Source organism: Cupriavidus sp. GW822-FHT06G04 (assembly GCF_058799075.1).
Window position 1 is genome coordinate 307,380 of sequence record NZ_JBXALD010000006.1, and the last position, 22,909, is coordinate 330,288.

The following is a 22,909-nucleotide window of genomic DNA, read 5'->3' on the forward strand; positions in this document are numbered from 1 at the left end:
TCAGTCCGGATCCCGCCCTTCCAGCTCGATCGCCGGCTTGCGCAGGTCTGTCAGAAAACGGATCACCGTATCGGCTTCGCGCGTGCGGGTAAACGGCGGAAGACTCTGCCAGATCTGCCGGCCATAAGGTTTTTCCACGAGCCGCGTATCGCAGATCGCCAACACGCCGCGGTCGGACTCCGATCGAATCAAGCGTCCGGCGCCTTGTTTCAGCGTGATGACCGCGTGCGGCAACTGATGAACGGCAAACGGGCTCAGCCCCTTCTTTTGCAGCACTTCCATCCGCGCCGCCAAAACGGGATCGTCGGGCGGGGCAAACGGCAACTTGTCGATGATGACCAGCGACAATGCCTCGCCGCGAACGTCCACACCCTCCCAGAAACTCTGGCTTCCCACCAGCACCGCATTGCCCAGTTGCCGGAAGCGATCGAGCAATTCAGTACGGCTGGCCTGCCCCTGCACCAACAGCGGCAGACTGATACCGCGCTCGGCGAACAGGTCGTACAGCATATCGGACGCCTTCTGCACCGCGCGCAGCGTGGTGCACAGCAGGAACGTGCGGCCGCCCGCCGCTTCGATCAGAGGCAGCGCCTTTTCCACCACGGCTTCCGTGAACTGCGGTGACTGCGGCGGCGGCATGTCGCGCGGCACGTATAACAAACCCTGCTTCGCATAGTCGAACGGACTCGGTAGCGTCAGCGACCGGTCCTTGTCGAGCCCCAACTGCGCGGCGTAGTGTGTGAAATTGCCTTTTACCGATAACGTGGCCGACGTAAACACCCAGGCGCGGGGCTGGCCTTCGCGCTGCCGCGTGAAAATCGGCGCAATCGACAGCGGCGTGCGGTGCAGTTGAACGGTGTGGGAAAACACCTCGACCCAACGCACGGTGTCCGGACCCAGCGGCACGGGTTTCGGCGGGGGACTATCCGGGGCGTTTTTTCCCGGCGCGTCCGATAACGAGGCCCGGTCCGACGTCTGCCCTGACTGCAGATCCAACGACTGATCCGACGACTGATCCGCCAGCGCCGCCGGCATCGGCGCAGCCACCGCACCATCGTCGCGCCATGCCGTCAGGCGCTGCATCAGTTCCACCGCGCGGCGATGGCACTGCTCAAGCGTCTCAGCCCGCTCGGCCTGCGATTCCAGCGCTTCGACAAACCCCGACAGCGCCTCTTCCAGCGCGTCGAGCGTTTCATAAAAGGGCTCGCGCGTGCGCGGATCGGCGTCGATCTGACCCAGCGCCATGCGTGCGTTGTCCTTGCCGAATGCGAGGCGCAGATCGCGCGCCGCGCGTTCCAGCGGCGCGCCCAGCGCCACCCAGTCCACGGCGTCGCGTGCGTGGGACAACCCTTCTGCAACGGTATCGCGTGCCAACTCCAGCAGTTGGCTGGTCGACAGCGTTTCGCCAAAAAACAGCGTGGCGGTTTCCGGCAGCTGGTGCGCTTCGTCGAAGATCACCGTATTGGCGGTCGGTAACAGCTCGGCCATGCCGGTATCGCGCAAGACGACGTCCGCAAAGAACAGATGATGATTGACGACCACGACGTCGGCCTGCTGCGCTTCCTTGCGCGCGCGCATCACAAAACACTCTTTGTAATGCGGACATTCGCTGCCCAGGCAATTGTCGCGTGTCGATGTCACCATCTGCCACACCGGCGCGTTTTCAGGCACGGCGGCCAGTTCCGCCTTGTCGCCGGTCGACGTGGTCATCGCAAAGCGCGCGATATCGCGCAGCCACGCGGCATCCTGTTTCGACGCCAGACGGCCATTGGCCTGAGCCCGTTCCAGATGGTAGTGGCACAGGTAGTTTGCCCGCCCCTTCAGCAGCGACACCGACACCGGCACATTAAGCGCGTGCCGCACGGTCGGGATGTCGCGCAGGAAGAGCTGGTCCTGCAGATTCTTGGTCCCCGTGGACAGGATGACCTTGCCGCCCCAGAGCATGGCGGGTACCAGATACGCAAACGTCTTGCCGGTTCCCGTGCCCGCCTCGACGATCACGGTGTCGTTCTCGGCAATGGCCTTTGCCACCGCTTCGGCCATCTTCTGCTGCGATGCGCGCGGGCGATAGCCGGGAATCGCCGTCGCCAGCGTGCCGGTGTCGGCGAACATCGTGGCCAGCTGCGCAGACTGCGAGGCCGCCTGTTTGGCGGACGCCGCCTGCGCGTCACCGGACGACGGCGCATGGTCGGCCGCTTCGGATGCATCTGCGTGACCGGAAAGAAGGTCTTCGTTGGAATCGGGCAAGGTGGGGATTTTTCTTTGATACCTGCGGCGGCACATCGCCGGGCAGGAAAAGTGCAACGCGAGCGATGTCAGGCGGGCACGTCGGGTTCCAGATGGAGCTGCAGCAGCGTGATGGCGTCCTTGAGCTTCAGCCTGCGCTTTTTCAGGCGACGCAACTGCAGCTCATCGTGGTGCGGGTCAGCGGACAGACGATCGATCAGGAAGTCGAGATCGCGATGCTCGATTTGCAATTCAATGATCTGTCTTTCCAGCGTGTTGAGGTTTTCATCCATGATGCGCTTCCCTGCTCATCGACGCCGGCGATAGGGCCGCGCCTGACCTGGTGGTCGACTCAGAATCCAAACGGACTCGGCGTCGAACCCTGGCCCTCTTTCTGCTTTTCCGCAGCGCGGGCACGGCGCTCGTCCAGATCCTTCTGGCGTTGCACGGCATCGGCCTGCTTCTGCTGGTACGCCTTGGCATTTTCCTGCCGCTGGCGCGCCTGCTCGGCCCCCTTCTGCTGGGCCTCGTTCATGCGCGCATTGAAGTCGTCCTGCTTCTTCTGATAGGCCTCGGCGTTGGCAGCGCGTTGTGGCGCCTGCGCGTTGGCCTGCGCATCGCGTAACGCCTGTTCCTGCTGCTTGCGGTCGAAGGCTTCGCGGCTCGCCTGCTCGTTGGCGGCCCGGCCCGGCTGGCCGGCCTCGTATTCGGCGCGGCGAATGGCCTGTTCGCGATCGCGCTTGGCGGCCTTGTAGGCACGCTCGGCATCGCCGATTTCCAGATCCTTCGCGCGCAGCACATGCAGTTCTTCGCGCTGCGCGTCCTTGGCCTTCTCGATGCAATGATTGACCAGGAACTTGCTGTAGCACGCGCGCTCAGCCACGGAAAAACGATAGTTGGTCCAGGCGCGGGAATCGCTGATGGCCTTGCGTTCGGCCTCGAAATCGCGGGGCTGGCCAGGATCGGCTGGAATCGCTGACGCGGACGGCTGCGATCCGGGTGCGGATGCCTGTGCGTGCGCGATGCGCGGCGCAACCGCCAGCAGCATCGTCGCCAGCACGAGGGAGGAAAGCGTTACGGTAACCGGGGCAGCCATGGCGGCCGAATGGGGCTTGACGATCATGCCCGGATTCTAGCATCCGGGGCCACCTCGGACGCCGACACGAAAGTTGCAATATGTGTCCACGTGGCGCCACGCCCGCGCGCTGCGAAAAGGCGGTGGAAAAGCTGCCTTTCCGTCACCGGAACCCCATCCCGCTTGTGGCACAATGCCCCGCTTTCGACTGACTCGTTTTCTCGATGTCCAATCTGCCTGCTTCCGTGCTGCAAAAGATTGTGTCGCTGATCGCGGCCGAACTGACTGTGCAACCTCGCCAGGTGGCGGCTGCCGTCAACCTGCTGGACGAAGGCGCCACGGTGCCGTTCATCGCCCGCTACCGCAAGGAAGTGACGGGCAACCTCGACGATACGCAGTTGCGTACGCTCGAAGAGCGGCTGCTATACCTGCGAGACATGGAAGATCGGCGCGCCACCATCGTGGCGTCGATCGAAGAACAAGGCAAGCTCACCGACGAACTGCGCGCGGCCATCGAAGCGGCCGACACCAAGCAGACGCTCGAAGACCTGTACCTGCCCTACAAGCCGCGCCGCCGCACGCGCGCCCAGATCGCGCGCGAGTGCGGGCTGGAACCGCTGGCCCAGGCGTTGCTGGCCGACCCGACGCTCGACCCGCAGGCCGAGGCCGCCAAGTACGTCAACGGCAACCCGACCGCCGATGGCGGCGTGCCCGACGTGAAGGCCGCGCTCGACGGCGCGCGCGACATTCTTTCCGAGCAATTTGGTGAAACAGCCGAACTGCTGGGCAAGCTGCGCGAACACCTGTGGAACAACGGCGTGGTGTCGTCCTCTGTCATGGAGGGCAAGGAATCCGCCGAGGAAGAAAAGTTCCGCGACTACTACCAGTACAGCGAAACGATTCGCACCGTGCCATCGCACCGCGCGCTGGCGCTGTTCCGCGGCCGCAATGCAGGCGTGCTGATGGTCAAGCTGGGCCTGGGCGAAGAGCAGGACGCAATGGTGCCGCATCCGTGCGAAGGCATGATCGCGCGCCACGTCGGCATTCAGAACCAGAACCGTCCGGCCGACAAATGGCTGTCCGACGTGTGCCGCTGGTGCTGGCGCGTCAAGGTGCAGCCGCACCTGGAAACCGAATTGCTCACGCAACTGCGTGAATCGGCCGAGGCCGAGGCAATCAAGGTGTTCGGACGCAATCTGCACGAACTGCTGCTGGCCGCGCCGGCCGGTCCGAAGGCCGTGATGGGCATCGATCCGGGCATCCGTACCGGTTGCAAGGTCGCTGTGGTCGACGCCACGGGCAAGCTGCTCGAGACCGCCACGATCTATCCGCATGAACCGCGCCGCGACTGGGCAGGCTCGCTGGCCACGCTGGCTCGCCTGGCCAAGCAGCACAACGTGGCGCTGTGCTCGATCGGCAACGGCACCGCCAGCCGCGAGACAGACAAGCTCGTGCAGGACCTGATGAAGGGCGCGCCGGAGCTCAAGCTGACCAAGATCGTCGTGAGCGAGGCCGGTGCGTCGGTGTATTCGGCCTCCGAGCTGGCGGCCAAGGAATTCCCCGATCTCGACGTTTCCCTGCGCGGCGCGGTGTCGATCGCACGACGCCTGCAGGATCCGCTGGCCGAACTGGTCAAGATCGATCCCAAATCGATCGGCGTGGGCCAGTATCAGCACGACGTGAACCAGCGCGAGCTGGCGCGTGCGCTGGACGCCGTGGTGGAAGACTGCGTGAACGCGGTTGGCGTGGACGTGAATACGGCGTCGGCGCCGCTGCTGGCGCGCGTGTCCGGCCTGAACTCGGTGCTGGCGCGCAACATCGTCGAATTCCGCGACGCCAACGGCGCGTTCGTCAATCGCGACGCGCTCAAGAAAGTGCCGCGCCTGGGCGACAAGACGTTCGAACAGGCCGCCGGCTTCCTGCGCATCAACGATGGCGATAATCCTCTCGATCGTTCGTCGGTCCACCCGGAGGCCTATCCGGTGGTGCAGCGCATCCTCGAACATATCAAGCGCGGCCTGCCCGATGTGATGGGCAACCGCGAAGCCCTGCGCGGCATCTCGGCGCAACAGTTCGCAGACGACAAGTTCGGCCTGCCGACGGTGCGTGACATCCTTGCCGAACTCGAAAAACCGGGCCGCGACCCGCGCCCCGAGTTCAAGACCGCGACGTTCCAGGACGGCGTGGAAGACGTCAAGGACCTGCAGCCGGGCATGATTCTCGAAGGCGTCGTCACGAACGTGGCGGCCTTTGGCGCGTTCGTCGATATCGGCGTGCATCAGGACGGTCTGGTCCATATCTCGGCGCTGTCCACCAAGTTCGTCAAGGATGCGCATGAGGTGGTCAAGGCCGGCCAGATCGTCAAAGTCAAGGTGATGGAGGTCGACGTCAAGCGCAACCGTATCGGCCTGACGATGCGCCTGGACGACGAGCCGGGCCAGACCGCTGCGCGCGTTGGCGGCGGCGACCGCACCGCGGACCGTCCCGGCCAGCGCAACGGGGGCGGATCCGGGGCCAACCGGGGCGGTGGCAATCGCCGCGAAGTGGAAACGCAAGGCGCCATGGCCGCGGCATTCGCCAAGCTCAAGCGCTAGTTCCGCCGCTGCCCTCGCCTAACGAAAAAACGCCCTTGCGGGCGTTTTTTTCATGCGGCGTCGGCGCTCAGATTTCGACCTTCGTCCCGAGCTCCACTACGCGATTGGCCGGAATAGAGAAGAAATCGGACGGCTTGGCGCCGTTCTGATGCATCCACGCAAACAGGCTTTCGCGCCACATCGACATGCCGGGCAGCTTGGACGGAATGACCGATTCGCGCGCGATGAAGAACGAGGTCTCCATCAGCTCGAAATGCATGTCCAGCTTGCGCTGAGCGAGGTCCAGCACGCGCTGCACGTCGGGGGTTTCCTTGAAGCCGTATTCGGACTTGAGGATGAACACGCCGCCGCCCAGGTCCTTGCAGGTCAGGCGATGGTCGTCGTCCACGTACGGGATATCGCGCGTAACAAAACACAGGAACACCACGCGCTCGTGCAACACGCGGTTGTGCTTCAGGTTGTGCAGCAGCGATACGGGCACCGATTCCGTGCTGCCCGTCAAAAACACGGCCGTGCCTTCCACGCGGTGCGGCGGATGGGCCAGCAGGCCGGCGATGAACGGCTCCAGCGGAATGCCGTCTTCGAGGCTGCGCGCGCGCAGCAGCTTACGGCCGCTATGCCACGTCATCAGCAGGAAGAACGCCAGCGAACCCATCAGCAGCGGGAACCAGCCGCCTTCGGCCACCTTGAGCAGGTTGGCCGCGAAGAATGACAAATCGACGATCAGGAACACCATGCCTAGCACGGTCACCAGCACGCGATTCCATTTCCAGAACCGGCGCATGACGATGACGGCCAGGAACGTGGTGATCAGCATCGTGGTGGTCACGGCGATGCCGTAGGCCGCGGCCAGATTCTCGGATTTCTTGAACGACAACACCACGCAGATCACCAGCAGCAGCAGCACCCAGTTGATCACCGGCATGTAGATCTGGCCGATTTCGGCTGCCGAGGTGTACTGGATGCGCATGCGCGGCAGGAAGCCCAACTGGATGGCCTGGCTGGTGAGCGAGAACGCGCCCGAAATCACCGCCTGCGACGCGATCACCGTGGCCGCGGTGGCCAGCAGCACCATCGGCAACTGCAGCAGTTCCGGCACCATCAGGAAGAACGGATTCTCGATCGACGAGGGGTTGCCCAAAAGCATCGCGCCCTGGCCAAAATAATTGAGCATCAGGCACGGCATGACCATCATGAACCAGCCGTAACGGATCGGCTTGGCGCCAAAGTGGCCCATGTCGATATAGAGCGCTTCGGCGCCGGTCAGCACCAGAAAGACGCTGCCCAGCACGATAAACGCCTGCAGCGAATGGTCGATCAGGAACGAAATGCCGTACCAGGGATTGATCGCCTTGAGGATTTCCGGCGACTGCATCAGGTTGAAAATGCCCAGCCCGCCCAGCGCCAGGAACCACGCGACCATGATTGGCCCGAACAGCTTGCCGACGGCGCTGGTGCCGTGGCGCTGGATCAGGAACAACACGCACAGGATCGACACCGTGATCGGCAGGACGAAATGCGATAAACCCGGCGCGGCGATTTCCAGGCCTTCCACGGCCGACAGCACGGAAATGGCCGGCGTGATCACCGCATCGCCATAGAACATGCAGGCGCCGAAGATGGCCGACATCATGATCACCTTGGCCATGCGCGAGCGCGGCGCGGCGGTGCGTAACGCCAGCGCCATCAGCGCCAGCACGCCGCCTTCGCCGTCGTTGTCGGCGCGCATCACAAACAATACGTACTTGATCGAGACCACGATGATCATGGCCCAGAACAGCAGCGAGATGATGCCAAGCACGGCCTCGGCGCTGAACGGAATGCCGTGGTCCTTGCTGAAGCATTCCTTGAGGGCATACAGGGGGCTGGTGCCGATATCGCCGAAGACGACACCGATCGCGCCGATCACGAGCGCACGAGTGCTCGGGCTATCGACGTAGTAGTGGCTGGTTGTGGATGGAGTCATGGATTTGGGTCAGCTGGACCAGCTTGCGCCTCCCATGCCTGGGTTCAACCGCGCCGGCAGAACGCCCGGCCAGATATGCAGTTGAAGTGATTCATCAGGCACAGTTTCTCTCACGCAAACGGTTCCGGTCCCGGATGGGGCGTGTTGGCCTTCTCTGCTTCTATTGCGTTGCACAAACGCGCGCATTCTAGATGAAGTGTCGTGCGGCGACCACTATGGAAACGCCCGTAAGCGTAACGCGACCGATCAAGCATCGGAAAGAAGCGCGGCCGGGTCAAGGTTGAAACGGCTCGTCGGCGTGGGATTCCCAACGGTCCGCAGCGTTGCGAGGTTGCGACACGGGTTGACGATACACCACTTTCTGTGACAGGACCGCTTACACGCCGAGATAGCGATCCAGCGCGGCGGGTGCAGCGGCAAGTTCCACGGCGGGCGCCGCCATCACGACCGCGCCCTTCTCCAGCACCACCACGCGCTCGGCATGCGCCAGCACCGCGCGGTAATTGCGATCCACCACGATCGAGGCGATGCCGGTGGCGCGGATCCTGGCGATCACGCTCCAGATCTCGTGCACGATCTTCGGCGCCAGCCCTTCGGTGGCCTCATCAAGGATCAGGCAGTCCGGATTGGTCATCAGCGCGCGGCCGATCGACAGCATCTGCTGTTCGCCGCCCGACAACTGCTGCCCGCCATGCGACAGCCGCTCCCGAAGGCGCGGAAACAGGTCCAGCACCCGCGCTTCGTCCCAGTCCTTGCGCCCGCCAATGCCGGGCCGCGCCGCCATCAGCAGGTTTTCGCGCACGCTCAGGTTCGGAAAGATGCCGCGTCCTTCCGGCACGTAGGCGACGCCAAGCCGCGCCACTTCATGCGGCCGCGCGCGCGACATGTCGCGCCCGGCCACGTGGATCCGACCGTCACGTTCGCGCACTTGTCCCAGCAGCGTGCGCAACAGCGTGCTCTTGCCCATGCCATTGCGGCCCAGCAGCCCCACTGTTTCGCCCGCGCCCACGCGGAAGTCCACGCCGCGCAAAACATGGCTCGATCCGTACCAGGCGTGGATGGCGGTGGCGTCGATGATGGCGTCGCTCATGCGCGCGGCTCCCCATGCGTGTCGCCTTCTTCGCCAAGATAGGCCAGCTGCACGTCGCGGTTGGCGCGGATGCTGGCGGGATCGCCCGACGCGATCACGGTGCCGTTGACCATCACGGTGATGCGGTCGGCCACGGCGAACACGGCTTCCATATCATGCTCGACGAGCAGGATGGCATGTCCTTCGCGCAAACCGCGTAGCAGTTCCAGCATGCGCGACGACTCCTCCGCACCCATCCCGGCCAGCGGCTCGTCCAGCAGCAACGCCACGGGCTCCGTGGCCAGACACATCGCCACCTCCAGTTGCCGCTTCTGGCCGTGGGCGAGTTCGCTGGCCAAGCGTTCCGCGTGCGCGGCCAGCCCGGCCCGCTCGAGCGCGTCGTCGGCAAGGCCGCGGCTGGTGCGGCAGGCCTGCGCGGGCTCCCAGAAACGCCAGGCGCGCTGGGCGCGCGATTGCGCCGCCAGACGACAGTTCTCGCGCACGGTCAGCGGCAGGAAGATGTTGTTGCGTTGATAGCTGCGGCCCACGCCGTGTCGCGCCAGCTTCGGCTGCGGCCAGCCGGTGACGTCCTGCCCCTGCAGTTGCAGGCGCCCTTCCGTCGGCGGCAATTCGCCCGACAGCATGTTGATCAGCGTCGATTTGCCTGCGCCATTGGTGCCGATCACGGCGTGGATCTCGTTCAGGTGCAATGACAGATCGACCTGGTTCACCGCCGTCAGTCCGCCAAAACGGCGCGACAGCATATGCGCTTCCATGACTGGCGCGGACATGCCTGGACTCATATCGCCTCCCGGCTGCGGGCATTGGACTCGGCAGTATCCGGGCCGCGGCGCACGCGGCGAGGCGCACGCTGCCGCACCACGGCCGGCACGCTGACCAGCCCGCGCGGCAGCAGCGCTACGGCGGCGATGATGAAGGCGCCCATCAGCAATTGCCAATGCTTGGTCAGCGCTGCCGACCATTCGGCCAACAGCACGAACGAGAAGGCCCCGAGCACCGCCCCCGCCAGGCTGCCGACACCGCCCAGGATGACCATCAACATCGCGTTGCCGGACTGATGCCACGAGGCGATCTCCGGATTCACGAAGCCGAACTGGATGGCATAGAGATAGCCGGCCAGCCCGGCCAGCATGCCGCCCACTACAAAGGCGCCCAGTTGATAGCGATACGTGGCGTAGCCGGCCGCCCGCATGCGCTGCTCGTTATGGCGAATGCCCACCAGCGCGTGGCCGAAGCGCGAGCGCAGGATCAACGCCAGCAGCCCCACCGTCAGCACCAGCGCCGCCAGCACCAGCCAATAGAACTGCACCGGCTCGTTGACGGTCAGCGGACGCGCCGAAAACAGCCCGAATTCGGGCCGGAAATAGATATAGGTGCCGTCGCTGCCGCCCGCGATCTTGGTGTCGTGGAACACGAAATAGACCATCTGCGCAAACGCCAGCGTGACCATGATGAAGTAGACGCCGCGCGTGCGCAGTACCAACGCCCCGACCACCAGCGCCAGCGCACCGGCTGCGCCCACCGCGCCGAGCATCAGCAGCCAGCCGTTGCCCGCGCCGCTCTGGGGCGCAAGCAGCGCCGTGGCGTAGGCGGCCATCGCAAAATACGCCGCGTGCCCCAGGCTGACCAGGCCTGTATAACCGATCAGCAACTGCAACGACAGCGCAAAGATCGCCATGATCATGACTTTGCTGAGCAGCTCGATGTAGTACTTGTCGCTGTCGGCGGTCAGCAGCGCGGGCACGGCGCACAGCAGCGCCAGGGCCAGCATCCAGCCCATGGCCGCAAGCCACGCGGGCCGTCGCACGGGCTGTGGCGAAGGCGTCGAAAAATCCGTTTGCATGTGAGGTTTTCCAACTCAGCCCGCGCGGAACAGCCCTTGCGGCTTCCACAACAGGATCATGGCCATCAGCAGATACACGAGCACGCCCGCCCCGTCCTGCCAGAAGACCTTGCCGAATGTATCGACAAAGCCGATCAGCAGCGACGCCACGAGCGCGCCCTTGACCGATCCGATACCGCCAATCACGACCACCACGAAGCAGATGATCAGCACCTGCCCGCCCATGCCCGGATACACCGACGACACCGGCGAGGCGATCATCCCCGCCAGCACGGCCAGCGCCACCCCGAGTGCGAACACGAAGCGATACAGCATGGTCACGTTGATGCCGAGCGACTGCACCATCTCGCGATTGGTGGCGCCGGCGCGAATCATCATGCCCATGCGGGTGCGGCGGATGACGTAGTACATGGCCCCGGCCACCAGCAGGCACACAGCGGAAATGAACAAGCGGTAGACCGGATAGGTCATGTCGTTGCCGATCGGCAGCGCACCGTCGAGCAACGCCGGCACCGGCACACCGTGCACATCATCACCGACCAGAATGCTGCGCAATTCCTCGAAGACAAGGATCAGGCCATAGGTCATCAGCACTTGTTGCAGATGGTCGCGCTGGTACAGGTAGCTGAAAAACGCCCATTCCAGAACGTAGCCGAACACGATGGCCAGCACTACGCCCAGCGGCAGCGCAATGAACAGGTTGCCGGTCAGGCTGGCCAGCGTGAACGCCAGGTAGGCGCCCAGCATGTAGAAGCTGCCATGGGCGAGATTGATCACGCCCATGATGCCGAAGATCAGCGTCAGCCCACTGGCCACCAGGAACAGCAGCAAGCCGTACTGGACGCTGTTCAGGCACTGGATCAGGAATGAGACGATGTCCATCGCGATGCCTGTTGCCGAAGCCTCTTGCCGAAGAAATATGTCATCGCGGCCCCGTTACAGCCGGCAGCCGCGCGCCGGATCGGCCAGCGACTTGACGGCCACGCTGCTGAGCTTGTTCTCGCGGCCATCGACCTTGCGCAGATAGAAATCCTGCACCGGGTTGTGCGCGCGGGACAGCGTGAATGCGCCGCGCGGGCTGTCCACCCTGGCCGCCTCCATCGCCTTGATGACCTCGGCCTTGCGCGTCATGTCGCCCTTGACCGCATTGGCGCCCGCGGCCAGCAGTTGCGCGGCGTCGTAACCCTGTACCGCGTAGACGTCCGGTTGCAGCTTGTAGGTCTTGGCGTAGTCCAGGCGGAACGTCTTGTCGCGCGCGTTGGTCAGGCCGTCCGCGTAGTGCAGCGTGGTTTCCAGCCCCTGCGCCGCGGCGCCCTGCGCTTCGAGCGTGCCGTCGGTCAGGAAGCCCGATCCATATAGCGGAATCTTGTCCTTCAGGCCGGCCGCCTGCCAATCCTTGACGAACTTGACCGCGCCGCCGCCCGCGAAGAACACGAACACCGCGTCCGGCTTCAGCGACGCCACCTCGGTGATCAGCGCCTGGAATTCGACGTTCGGGAATGGCAGGCTCAATTCCTTGATCACCTTGCCGCCCTTGGATTCGAACGCTTCCTTGAACCCCTTGACCGACTGTTCGCCAGCCGCGTACTTCCAGGTGAGCGTCACCACCTTCTTCATGCCCCGTTCGGCCAGTACGTGGCCCATGGCGTAGCCCGGCTGCCAGTTCGAAAACGACGAGCGGAAGATGTTCGCGCCGCACAGCGGGCCGGTGGCTTCGTCGACGCCGGCGTTCGGAATGATCAGCAGCGTGTTGTTTTCCTTGGCCACCTTGACGATGCCCATCTGCACGCCCGAATGGACGGTGCCGACCACCACGTCGACCTGGTCGCGCCGGATCAGCTTGGTGGCATTCTCGGGCGCCTTGGCCGGATCCGATTCGTCATCGACCTTGAAATACTCGACATCGCGCCCGCCCAGCTTGCCGCCCTGCTGGCCGACATACATGCGGAAGCCGTTCTCGATCGCCGTGCCCAACGCCGCATACGTGCCGGTGTACGGCAGCATGAAGCCGACCTTGAGCTTGCCGCCGGATGCGGCCGGTGCGACCGGAGCCGCGGTTTGTGCCATGGCGGCAGTGCCGGCGGCCATGAGCGCGGCGGCGCCCAGCGAAACCGTCATACGACGCGCGTGCAGCAGCCTGCGCAATGCATTGCGATGCATGGATTTCCTCCTGGTGGTCTACAGCCGTCGGCCCCGTACGGCATCGATTCCAAGCGGAACCGGCCATCGGCGCGAATTATTTTAGGATTGAAGTATGTGTGGTTATAAACGCCACGCTCGCCGCCGTCAATGCGCCCGCCTGGTCGCGGTGTGGCGAATGCCCACAGCGCGCGAGTTTAAGCAGCACGGTCTGCGGGGCATATCGATGGATACCCTCGATCTGGGCCATCGTGCCGTACTCGTCGTCCTCGCCCTGCACCGCCAGTACCGGGCAACGGATATCGGCCAGCAGCGGCCGCAGATCGAAGCGCCGAAACGCCGGATCGAGCCAGATATCGTTCCAGCCCCAGAATGCCGAATCGACGTCCTGATGATGACGCGCCAGCCGCGCGCGCAAGTCGGTGTGCAGATAGGTGTCGCGCGTGATTGCGATACTGCGCACCGACAGGTCCTCGACGAAGATATGCGGCGCCAGCACGGTGAGCCCGTCCACGGCGTCTGGAAAGCTGGCGCCGTAGATCAGTGCGATCGACCCGCCATCGCTGTGGCCCAGCAGCCAGGGCTTGCCGTGGCGCCGCCCCACGCCGATGTCGAGCGCATCGAACAGGGCTGGCAGCATCTCGCGCGCCTGCCGGTGCATGAAATCGACGCCCCATTTCTCGTCGTGCGGCCGCGGGGTGGACCGGCCATAGCCATAGCGCGAGATCACCAGTCCGCGAAAATCACCGGCATCGCAAATCTGCTGCGGGAAGTCGCGCCACATGCTGATGGACCCGAGGCCTTCATGCAGGAACACCACCAGCGGCCGCTGCATCCGCGTCTCACGCAGCCACTGGTATTCGATGTCGATCTGCCGGCCGTCGAACGGAATGCGAACGATGTCGCTGCCCATGATTGCGTCGCTCATGAAAGGCGCGCGGCTTCCTCGCGCTGGCGCAGCCGGAAGCGCTGGATCTTGCCGGTTGCGGTCTTGGGCAATTCTTCCACGCATTCGATCTGGCGCGGGTACTTGTACGGTGCGAGCCGGCTTTTCACAAACGCCTGCAGTTCAGCGGCCATGCCGTCGTGCCACGTCTGACCCGGCTTCATCACCACGAACGCTTTCGGCTTGATCAAATCGTCGGCATCGGCCACGCCGATTACCGCAGCTTCCAGCACCGCTGGATGTTGGGCAAGCACGGCCTCGACCTCGAACGGCGACACATAGATGCCACCGACCTTGAGCATGTCGTCGCTGCGACCCGCGTAGGTGAAATAGCCGTCGGCGTCGCACACGTATTTGTCGCCGCTGCGCGTCCACTCACCGACAAAGGTATCGCGGCTCTTGTCGCGATTGCCCCAGTACATCAGCGCCGCGGACGGTCCCTTGATATATAGATCGCCGATTTCGCCAGGCGCGCATGGTTCGCCCTGCTCGTCGAGCAGCTTGAGCTGGTAGCCCGGCACCGGCTTGCCCGTGGTGCCGTAGCGCACCTCGCCAGGGCGGTTCGATAGAAAGATATGCAGCATTTCCGTGGAGCCGATGCCGTCGAGAATGTCGCAGCCGAAATGCGCCAAAAACCGGTCGCCGATATCGCGCGGCAACGCCTCGCCTGCCGATGTGCAGACGCGCAGCGCCACGCTGTCGCGAGACGGCAGATCGACGGCGGCCAGCATGCCGGCAAACAGCGTGGGCACGCCGCAGAACACCGTGGGCCGATGCGCGACCAGCCGCTGGAACACGGCCTGCGGCGTCGGCCGCTCCGCCATCAGCACGGTGGTCGCGCCAACCGAAAGCGGAAACGTCAGCGCATTGCCCAGCCCGTAGGCAAAGAACAACTTGGCCGCGGAAAACACCACGTCGTCCTCGCGAATGCCAAGCACCCGGCGCGCATAGAGATCCGCGGTATGAAACAGGTTGCCGTGCGTATGCACGGTGCCTTTGGGCCGGCCGGTCGATCCCGATGAATACAGCCAGAACGCCATGTCGTCGGGTCCGGTGCTGGCGACGTCCGATGCAGGCGCGTTGTCGGCCACCATACGCGACACAGACTGCGCGACGCCCGCGCCGTCATCGACGCCCCCGGCGTACGGCGCGGCGACGATGACCTCGGGCTGCATTCCGGACTTGTCGATCGCAGCACGCATGGCCGGCAACAATGGCGTGGACACCACCACTGCTCGCGCGCCGCTATGTTCGAGCATGTACGCATAATCCTCGACGGTCAGCAGCGTGTTGACAGCAATCGGCACCACGCCGGCCAGCAGGCAGCCGAGAAAGACTATCGGAAAGTCGATGGTGTCGAGCGCGCACAGCAGCACGCGCTCTTCGCGCCGAAAACCAGCCCGACTCAGCGCGGCCGCAAAACGGCGGCAGCGCGCGTCCAGCTCCACATAACTGAGGCGTTCCGTATCGTCGATATAGGCAATACGCGCGCCGCGCCCAGCGTCCAGATTGCGCCCGAGCAGATCGGCGGCAGCGTTGTAACGCGCGGGCAAGACCGTTACTGCGTGCACGTCCGGCGCGGACGAATGCGGCGGCTGCGCGGGTATTGAAGATACGGCGGATACAGCGGAAAGCGCGTGCCCAGCCGGATTGGCTGCCGGCGCGGCACTGGTGATCGGGGGCGTCATGTCTCCACTCCTCGAGCCGTCCGACGCGTCGCCTGGGAGCAGCGCACGACGGTACGGCTTTCAGCACTTTGTCTTCTTGTACCGACAGCCAAGGGGCTACGCTGCCGTGATGATGCATTTTATTTCACATCGACTATTATGCAAGCAAGGGTATGCACTATAGAACAGCTGAAAGCCGCGCCGCCCGGAAATTTGCTGCACGTATAATGCGCGACGCGGTCCCCGCTATCCCGCCCCGCCGCCCTTTTTTCTGGCTTATTCCGCATGCGCCGCGATCCCCAGCCGCTCCTGACTTCCGACAGCCCCGCCGAGCATCGCGCTGATCCGCGCGCCAGCGGCGAGCGCGATCCTTATCTGACGCAGCTTGGCGAACGCATCCGCTCGTTGCGGGCCGCGCGCGGCATGTCGCGCAAGGATCTGGCGCGCGGCGCCGAGGTGTCCGAGCGCTATCTGGCCAATCTGGAAACGGGCACCGGCAATGCATCGGTATTGCTGTTGCGCCAGGTGGCGGGCGCGCTCGACGTGCCGCTGCCAGTGGTGCTGGCCGAAGTCGACGGGCACGCCGATCCGGCTGGGCAGAACGCGCATCGCGCCGCCGAGTTTTCGCAACTGGTGCAATGGCTGGCGCAGTTGCCGGCCAACGATCTGGCGCGCGTACGCGAGGCCGCGCGCCAGGCGCTTTCGCCGGCGGAATCGCGCGACGCGCGACACCGCCGTATCGCGCTGATCGGCCTGCGCGGTGCCGGCAAATCGACGCTGGGACGCGCCCTGGCGGCCGCCGAAGGCGTGCCGTTCGTCGAGCTCAATGCAGCAATCGAGCAGGAAGCCGGCGCAAGCCTTTCCGAGATCCATTCGCTGTATGGCCAGGCAGCCTACCGCCGCTACGAGATCCGCGCGCTCGAGCGCGTGCTGCGCGAACACACGACCATGGTGCTGGCCACGCCGGGCAGCCTGGTGTCGGAGCCGGCTACATTCAACCTGCTGCTGGCGCGCTGCTTCACCGTGTGGGTAAAAACCACGCCGGAAGAACACATGGCGCGCGTGGTGGCGCAGGGCGACATGCGGCCCATGGAAGGCAACCGCGAAGCCATGGCGGACCTGCGCCGCATCCTCCAGGCGCGCTCGCCCCTCTATTCACGCGCCGATATCGCGATCGACACCAGCGGCCAGGACGCCGCGTCGTCGCTTCTCGCGCTACAGACCCAGTTGCGCGCCAAGACTAGCTGATCGTTAGACCCGCCGTCGGGCGGGCTTTCCGACTGAACCTGCCATGACGTGAGCGATGCGTATCAACGCGCATCGCCGGCCTTGCGTCGACCTTGCGTCCATCGTTTCGATGCACTATATTTCATCTTCAACGATAAAGCACTATAGTGCATCAAGGAGACAGCCCCCATGTCGACAACGGACCTCGCCGCGCACGACCCGGTCACGTTCGAGCGCCATCCCGAGCAGTATCGCCACTGGCAGCTGACGTTCGACGGCCCGATTGCCACCCTGGCCATGAACGTGGACGAAGAAGGCGGCCTGCGCCCGGGCTACGCGCTGAAGCTCAATTCCTACGACCTCGGTGTCGACATCGAACTGCACGACGCACTGCAGCGCATCCGCTTCGAGCATCCCGAAGTGCGCACGGTCGTGCTGACCAGCACGAAGGAGCGCATTTTCTGCTCAGGCGCGAACATTTTCATGCTCGGCAAGTCAAGCCACGCGTGGAAGGTCAATTTCTGCAAATTCACCAACGAAACGCGCAACGGCATCGAGGATGCCAGCCGGTATTCGGGCATCAAGTTCATCGCCGCATGCAACGGCACGACGGCTGGCGGCGGCTATGAACTGGCGCTGGCATGCGACGAGATCATCCTGATCGACGACCGCTCGTCGGCGGTCAGCCTGCCGGAAGTGCCCTTGCTGGGCGTGCTTCCCGGCACCGGCGGGCTCACGCGCGTGACCGACAAGCGCCGCGTTCGTCGCGATCACGCCGATATCTTCTGCCTCACCACGGAGGGCGTGCGCGGCCAGCGCGCCAAGGACTGGCGTCTGGTGGACGACGTCGTCAAACCGGCGCGCTTTACGGAACACGTGCGCGAACGTGCGCAGGCGTTGGCCGCGCAGAGCGACCGCCCGGCCGGCGAACGCGGTATCACGCTGACGCCGCTGGCACGCCAGAGCGACGCGCTCGGGTATCGCTATGACACCGTGCGCGTCGAGATCGACCGCGACGCGCGCCACGCCACCATCACCGTGGCTGCGCCGATCGGCGATCAGCCCCGGGATCTCGCCGCGATCGTCGATGCCGGCGCGCAGTGGTGGCCGCTCAAGATGGCGCGCGAGCTCGATGACGCCATCCTCACGCTGCGCACCAATCATCTCGACATCGGCATGTGGATCCTCAAGACCGAAGGCGACGCCACACAAGTGCTGGCAGCCGACGCGCTGATGGATGCCCACGCCGGGCACTGGTTTGTGCGGGAGACCATCGGCATGCTGCGCCGCACGCTGGCGCGTCTCGATGTGTCGTCGCGCAGCCTGTTCGCGCTGGTGGAACAGCGGTCGTGCTTTGCCGGCACGCTACTCGAACTGGCGCTGGCCGCCGATCGCAGCTACATGCTGCAGTTGCCCGATGCGCCCGACGATGCCCCGCGCATTTGCGCGGGCTCCGCCAACTTCGGCCGCTATCCAATGCCCAACGGGCTGGCGCGGCTGGCCGCGCGCTTTTACGAGGATGCGCAGGCAATCGAGGCGGTACGCGAGCAGGCGGGCAAGCCGCTCGATGGCGCCGCGGCGGAGGCGCTTGGACTGGTGACCGCCGCGCCCGACGATATCGACTGGGAAGACGAGATCCGCATCGCCATCGAGGAGCGCGCGAGCTTGTCTCCGGACGCGCTGACCGGGCTGGAAGCGAATCTGCGCTTTGGCGGCCACGAGACCATGGAGACGCGCATCTTCGGCCGGCTGACCGCGTGGCAGAACTGGATTTTCAATCGCCCGAATGCGGTCGGCGAGCATGGCGCGCTCAAGGTGTTCGGCACCGGCAACAAGGCGCGCTTCGACTGGGACCGCGTCTGACAACGCCCCTCGATCCACTGAAAAAACGATAACGGAGACGCCACGATGAGTATCGACTACAGCCAGAAGATTCCCAACAATGTGAATCTTTCCGAGGATCGCGCGCTGCAGCGCGCGCTGGAACACTGGCAGCCCGCGTTCCTGGACTGGTGGCGCGACATGGGGCCGGACGGCTCGCACAATTTTGACGTGTATCTGCGCACCGCTGTATCGGTCGATCCATCGGGCTGGGCGCATTTCGATCATGTGAAGATGCCCGACTATCGCTGGGGCATTTTTTTGCAGCCGGCCGATGCCGATCGCAAGATCCATTTCGGCGAGCACAAGGGCGAGGCTGCGTGGCAGGAAGTGCCGGGCGAACACCGCGCCAACCTGCGCCGCATCATCGTCACGCAAGGCGATACCGAGCCGGCGTCGGTGGAACAGCAGCGGCACCTTGGACTCACCGCGCCATCGCTCTACGACCTGCGCAACCTGTTCCAGGTGAACGTCGAGGAAGGCCGCCATCTGTGGGCGATGGTGTACCTGCTGCATCGCCATTTCGGCCGCGACGGCCGCGAGGAAGCCGAGGCGCTGCTGGGCCGGCGCTCCGGCGATGAGGACAATCCCCGCATCCTGGGCGCTTTCAACGAACGCACGCCGGACTGGCTGTCGTTCTTCATGTTCACGTACTTCACCGATCGCGACGGAAAATTCCAGTTGTGCGCGCTGGCCGAATCGGGCTTCGATCCGCTGGCGCGCACCACGCGCTTCATGCTGACCGAGGAAGCTCATCACATGTTCGTTGGCGAATCGGGCGTGTCGCGCGTCATCCAGCGTACCTGCGAGGTGATGCGCGAACGCGACATCCAGGACCCCGCCGATGTCCGCGCGGCCGGTGTGATCGACCTCGAAACGATCCAGCGCTACCTGAACTTCCACTACAGCGTGACGATCGACCTGTTTGGCGCCGACCAGTCGTCCAACGCCGCGACGTTTTACAGCGCGGGGCTCAAAGGCCGTTTCGAGGAAGGCAAGCGCGCCGACGATCACCTGCTCAAGAACGACGTGTACCGCATCCTGGAAGTCAAAGACGGCAAGCTCGGCGAACGCGAAGTGCCAATGCTCAACGCGCTCAACGAAGTGCTGCGCGACGACTACATCAAGGACTCCGTGGGCGGCGTGGCGCGCTGGAACAAGGTGATAGAAAAAGCCGGCATTGCGTTCCGCCTGAGCGTGCCGCACAAGGCATTCAACCGCAAGATTGGCTCGTTCGCCAATGTGCACGTGTCGCCCACCGGCGAAGTGATCGGCGAGGCCGAGTGGCGCGCCAATCAGGACAAATGGCTGGCCACCGACGAGGACCGCAGGTTCGTGGCTTCGCTGATGGGGCGCGTGGTGGAACCGGGCAAGTATGCCAACTGGATCGCCCCGCCGGCCGTGGGCATCAATCGCCAGCCCGCGGATTTCGAATACGTGCGTTTCAACTGAATGGCCGGAACACCAAAGATCATGGGCGCCCCCGACATCATCAAGCAACATCTGATCGATCCGGAAATCTGCATTCGCTGCAACACTTGCGAAGACACCTGCCCGATCGATGCCATCACGCACGACGACCGCAACTATGTTGTCAAGGCGGACGTCTGCAACGGCTGCGGCGCATGTCTGTCGCCCTGCCCGACCGGCGCCATCGACAACTGGCGCACGATGTTCAAGGGCCAGGCGTACTCCATCGACGCCCAGTTCGGCTGGGACGAACTGCCAGCCGAGGTGCCGCTGCCCGAAGCCGAGATCGATGCGGCGGCGGCCAGCGGACAGGCCGTCGAGCAGGCCGCCCAGACGCCGGAATCGCTGACGGTGCAGCAGGTGCAGACCAGCCGCCATACGTCGCCCAAGGCGCCGTGGTCGGCCGCGCACCCATATGTGAACCTGCACGGCGTACGCGCACCGGTGACCGCGACTGTCGCCGGTAACTACCGTCTGACCGAAGCCGATGCGTCGAGCGACATCCATCACATCGTGCTCGATTTCGGCAACCACTTTTTCCCGGTGCTGGAGGGCCAGGCGATCGGCGTGGTGCCGCCCGGGGTGGACGAATCGGGCAAGCCGCACTACATCCGCATGTATTCGGTGGCCAGCCCACGCGACGGCGAGCGGCCCGGCTACAACAACCTCGCGCTGACCGTGAAGCGCGTGGTGAGCGATCACGACGGCAATCCGGTGCGCGGCGTGGCGTCCAACTTCCTGTGCGATCTGGGCAAGGGCGACAAGGTGGAGGTGGTGGGCCCGTTCGGCAACACCTTCCTGATGCCCAACCATCGCGAGGCGAGCGTGATGATGATCTGCACCGGCACCGGATCCGCTCCCATGCGCGCCATGACCGAACGCATGCGACGCAACATGGCCGATTTTGGCGGACGCCGGCTGTTGTTCTTCGGCGCGCGCAACCGCCACGAACTGCCCTACTTTGGTCCGCTGCTGAAGCTGCCGCGAGACTTCCTCGATATGCATTTCGCTTTCTCGCGCGACCCCGAAGCGCCGCGGCGCTATGTGCAGGATGCGATTCGCGAGGCTGCGGCAAGCGTGGCAGCGCTGCTCGGCGATCCACATGGCTACGTCTACATCTGCGGGCTGAAGGGGATGGAGGAAGGCGTGCTGGAAGCGTTCGGGCAGGTTTGCGCCGCGGCGGGGCAGTCGTGGCCCGACATCGAGGCGCAACTACGTGCGGAGGGGCGGCTGCACATCGAAACCTACTGACCACCGCGTGGGGGCGTTGTGTGCGCCGCGCCGCGATTTGCGTCTTCCCAACTGAAATCGGGCTCCTATAATGTTTCTCAAGAAACAGGAGCGAGGCGATGCAATCGAGGCAAATCCCGCAGCCCGAAACCGGTGGCAGCCCCGACCCCGGCGTGACGCTGACTAAGGCCGTCATGCGCGCGGCGGGCTTTCTTGGCATCAGCCAGGCCATCGTCGCCAGCGTGCTCGGCATCAGCACCGCCTCGGTTTCCCGCATGGCCTCGGGCGGCTATGTACTCGATACGCATCGCAAGGAATGGGAATTCGCGGTGCTGTTCGTCAGGCTGTTCCGCTCGCTCGACGCCATCCTGGGGCATGACGAGCAGGCGCGGCTGTGGCTGACGCATGACAATCTCGCGCTCGGCGGCAAGCCGCTGGAGCTGATCCGAACCACCGAGGGCTTGGTCCGTGTCGTTCACTACCTGGACGCCACCCGCGGTCGCATCTGAGCGCAAGCCGTTTGCGCTCACGCTGTGGCGCGCCGTCGAGGCACAGCACGTGGCATCGACCATGCCGCTGGTCGACAGCCTCGACGAACAGGCGGTGCTCGAGGCGGTGCTGGACGCCGGCAAGCCCGCCGTGCCGCCTGAGGCACGTCATCTGCACTACCTGATATTCACGCCGTTTCGCTATCCGGCCAGCGCATCGGGCTCGCGCTTTCGCAGCAACCACGACCCAGGCGTGTTCTATGGCGCCCAGACCATCGGCACCGCGTGCGCGGAGCTCGGTTACCTGCGCTGGCGCTTTCTGCTCGACTGCCCCGATCTGCCACGCATCGACGCGCGCCCACAGACGCTGTTCCAAGTGGGAGTAAAAACGGAGGGCGTGGCGCTGGACGCACCACCGTTTCTGCAGGATGCGTCGCAATGGGCCGATCCCGACGATCACGACGCCTGCCAGGCATTTGCCGCGATCGCCCGCGAGGCGCGCGTCGGCCTGATCCGCTACGCTTCGGTGCGCGACCCCGGGCACGGCGTCTGCGCCGCGGTGCTCTCCCCGCGCGCGTTCGATCCGCCGCAGCCGCTGGCCACCACCACGTGGATGCTCACGGTGCGCCGCGAGCGCGTGATCTGGCAGCGCGACGACCTGCAGCAGCGCGACAGCTTCGAATTCGAAAGCGCGATGTGGGAAGGCCTGCCGCGACGCACAACAGATCGCCCGCAAACGGGTTGAACGCTCGGCGCCAGGATCGCTCCAATGCTTGTGTGCGTGGCAATTTGATGATGGGTGAAGTTTCTGTTGCATTGCGCCAACAGCTAACCTATAATCACTTCTTCGACGGACGCGGGGTGGAGCAGTCTGGCAGCTCGTCGGGCTCATAACCCGAAGGTCGCAGGTTCAAATCCTGCCCCCGCAACCAACCGATTTTCCCGTCGCACAGCAAACCCGCCATTGGCGGGTTTTTTGTTTTCCGCGCGCATCTGCGCTTCCCGACGAAGCGGCATGCGGCAGCGTCCCGCCGCCTGGCAAGACACGGGCCGCGCGCATGGCCCAG

At 64.6% G+C, this 22,909-nt stretch carries 18 protein-coding genes and 1 tRNA gene; 8 read left to right on the forward strand and 11 right to left on the reverse strand.

What is annotated here, in order from left to right:
• From yoaA to AC1RKI_RS16125, 3 genes are read right to left on the reverse strand one after another with little or no spacing between them, the layout of a single operon-like run.
• Nucleotides 1-2,256 carry a DNA repair helicase YoaA gene (gene yoaA / locus AC1RKI_RS16115; RefSeq protein ID WP_492796475.1) on the reverse strand — a complete coding sequence of 752 codons (2,256 nt, stop codon included), beginning with the start codon at nt 2,254-2,256 and terminating at the stop codon, nt 1-3.
• Nucleotides 2,257-2,315: 59 nt separating this feature from the next.
• Nucleotides 2,316-2,519: a DUF465 domain-containing protein gene (locus AC1RKI_RS16120; RefSeq protein ID WP_061957488.1), complete on the reverse strand. Its 204-nt coding sequence runs from the start codon at nt 2,517-2,519 to the stop codon at nt 2,316-2,318.
• A gap of 59 nt (nt 2,520-2,578) precedes the next feature.
• Nucleotides 2,579-3,349 carry a hypothetical protein gene (locus AC1RKI_RS16125; protein ID WP_227459565.1) on the reverse strand — a complete coding sequence of 257 codons (771 nt, stop codon included), beginning with the start codon at nt 3,347-3,349 and terminating at the stop codon, nt 2,579-2,581.
• Nucleotides 3,350-3,525: 176 nt separating this feature from the next.
• Here AC1RKI_RS16125 and AC1RKI_RS16130 point away from each other — a divergent pair, with 176 nt between their 5' ends.
• A complete protein-coding gene (locus tag AC1RKI_RS16130; protein WP_492796277.1) occupies nt 3,526-5,895 on the forward strand; it encodes a Tex family protein in 2,370 nt (789 codons plus the stop codon).
• A gap of 67 nt (nt 5,896-5,962) precedes the next feature.
• Here AC1RKI_RS16130 and AC1RKI_RS16135 read toward each other — a convergent pair whose 3' ends face one another.
• The 8 genes from AC1RKI_RS16135 to AC1RKI_RS16170 all read right to left on the reverse strand — a co-directional run bounded on the left by AC1RKI_RS16135 (nt 5,963) and on the right by AC1RKI_RS16170 (nt 15,567).
• Entirely contained in the window at nt 5,963-7,861 is a 1,899-nt protein-coding gene (locus AC1RKI_RS16135) for a potassium transporter Kup (RefSeq protein ID WP_061957485.1), read from the reverse strand.
• A 376-nt stretch (nt 7,862-8,237) separates the two neighbouring features.
• Nucleotides 8,238-8,951, reverse strand: a complete 714-nt coding sequence (locus AC1RKI_RS16140) for an ABC transporter ATP-binding protein (protein ID WP_492796275.1) — start codon at nt 8,949-8,951, stop codon at nt 8,238-8,240.
• Nucleotides 8,948-9,721 (reverse strand): ABC transporter ATP-binding protein, encoded by a 774-nt coding sequence (locus tag AC1RKI_RS16145; RefSeq protein ID WP_227459568.1) that lies wholly within the window; start codon nt 9,719-9,721, stop codon nt 8,948-8,950. Before AC1RKI_RS16145 ends, AC1RKI_RS16140 begins: the two co-directional genes overlap by 4 nt.
• 8 nt (nt 9,722-9,729) lie before the next feature.
• Nucleotides 9,730-10,794, reverse strand: a complete 1,065-nt coding sequence (locus AC1RKI_RS16150; RefSeq protein WP_061957482.1) for a branched-chain amino acid ABC transporter permease — start codon at nt 10,792-10,794, stop codon at nt 9,730-9,732.
• A 15-nt stretch (nt 10,795-10,809) separates the two neighbouring features.
• Nucleotides 10,810-11,676, reverse strand: a complete 867-nt coding sequence (locus AC1RKI_RS16155) for a branched-chain amino acid ABC transporter permease (protein ID WP_061957481.1) — start codon at nt 11,674-11,676, stop codon at nt 10,810-10,812.
• Nucleotides 11,677-11,730: 54 nt separating this feature from the next.
• Entirely contained in the window at nt 11,731-12,954 is a 1,224-nt protein-coding gene (locus AC1RKI_RS16160) for an ABC transporter substrate-binding protein (protein ID WP_244787269.1), read from the reverse strand.
• A gap of 76 nt (nt 12,955-13,030) precedes the next feature.
• Complete coding sequence (locus AC1RKI_RS16165) at nt 13,031-13,846, reverse strand: alpha/beta fold hydrolase (RefSeq protein WP_227460166.1); 816 nt, start codon at nt 13,844-13,846, stop codon at nt 13,031-13,033.
• An 11-nt stretch (nt 13,847-13,857) separates the two neighbouring features.
• Nucleotides 13,858-15,567, reverse strand: coding sequence for a benzoate-CoA ligase family protein (locus tag AC1RKI_RS16170; RefSeq protein ID WP_492796272.1), 1,710 nt, complete (start codon nt 15,565-15,567; stop codon nt 13,858-13,860).
• A 264-nt stretch (nt 15,568-15,831) separates the two neighbouring features.
• On the opposite strand from AC1RKI_RS16170, the gene AC1RKI_RS16175 reads away from it, so the two are divergent.
• From AC1RKI_RS16175 to AC1RKI_RS16205, 7 genes are all read left to right on the forward strand, one after another.
• On the forward strand, nt 15,832-16,794 hold the full coding sequence (locus tag AC1RKI_RS16175) for a helix-turn-helix transcriptional regulator (RefSeq protein ID WP_227459571.1): 963 nt from the start codon (nt 15,832-15,834) through the stop codon (nt 16,792-16,794).
• Nucleotides 16,795-16,962: 168 nt separating this feature from the next.
• The gene (boxC, locus tag AC1RKI_RS16180) at nt 16,963-18,636 is read left to right on the forward strand and encodes a 2,3-epoxybenzoyl-CoA dihydrolase (RefSeq protein WP_492796271.1); all 1,674 of its coding nucleotides are present in this window, start codon (nt 16,963-16,965) and stop codon (nt 18,634-18,636) included.
• 45 nt (nt 18,637-18,681) lie between these two features.
• Entirely contained in the window at nt 18,682-20,106 is a 1,425-nt protein-coding gene (boxB, locus tag AC1RKI_RS16185) for a benzoyl-CoA 2,3-epoxidase subunit BoxB (protein ID WP_061957475.1), read from the forward strand.
• A gap of 21 nt (nt 20,107-20,127) precedes the next feature.
• Complete coding sequence (gene boxA / locus AC1RKI_RS16190; RefSeq protein WP_227459573.1) at nt 20,128-21,375, forward strand: benzoyl-CoA 2,3-epoxidase subunit BoxA; 1,248 nt, start codon at nt 20,128-20,130, stop codon at nt 21,373-21,375.
• A gap of 98 nt (nt 21,376-21,473) precedes the next feature.
• Entirely contained in the window at nt 21,474-21,863 is a 390-nt protein-coding gene (locus AC1RKI_RS16195; protein WP_150978974.1) for an antitoxin Xre/MbcA/ParS toxin-binding domain-containing protein, read from the forward strand.
• Entirely contained in the window at nt 21,823-22,587 is a 765-nt protein-coding gene (locus AC1RKI_RS16200; protein ID WP_244787259.1) for an RES family NAD+ phosphorylase, read from the forward strand. The genes AC1RKI_RS16195 and AC1RKI_RS16200 overlap by 41 nt, the downstream gene beginning before the upstream one ends.
• A 110-nt stretch (nt 22,588-22,697) precedes the next feature.
• A tRNA-Met gene (locus tag AC1RKI_RS16205) sits at nt 22,698-22,774 on the forward strand.
• Nucleotides 22,775-22,909 lie beyond the last annotated feature (135 nt).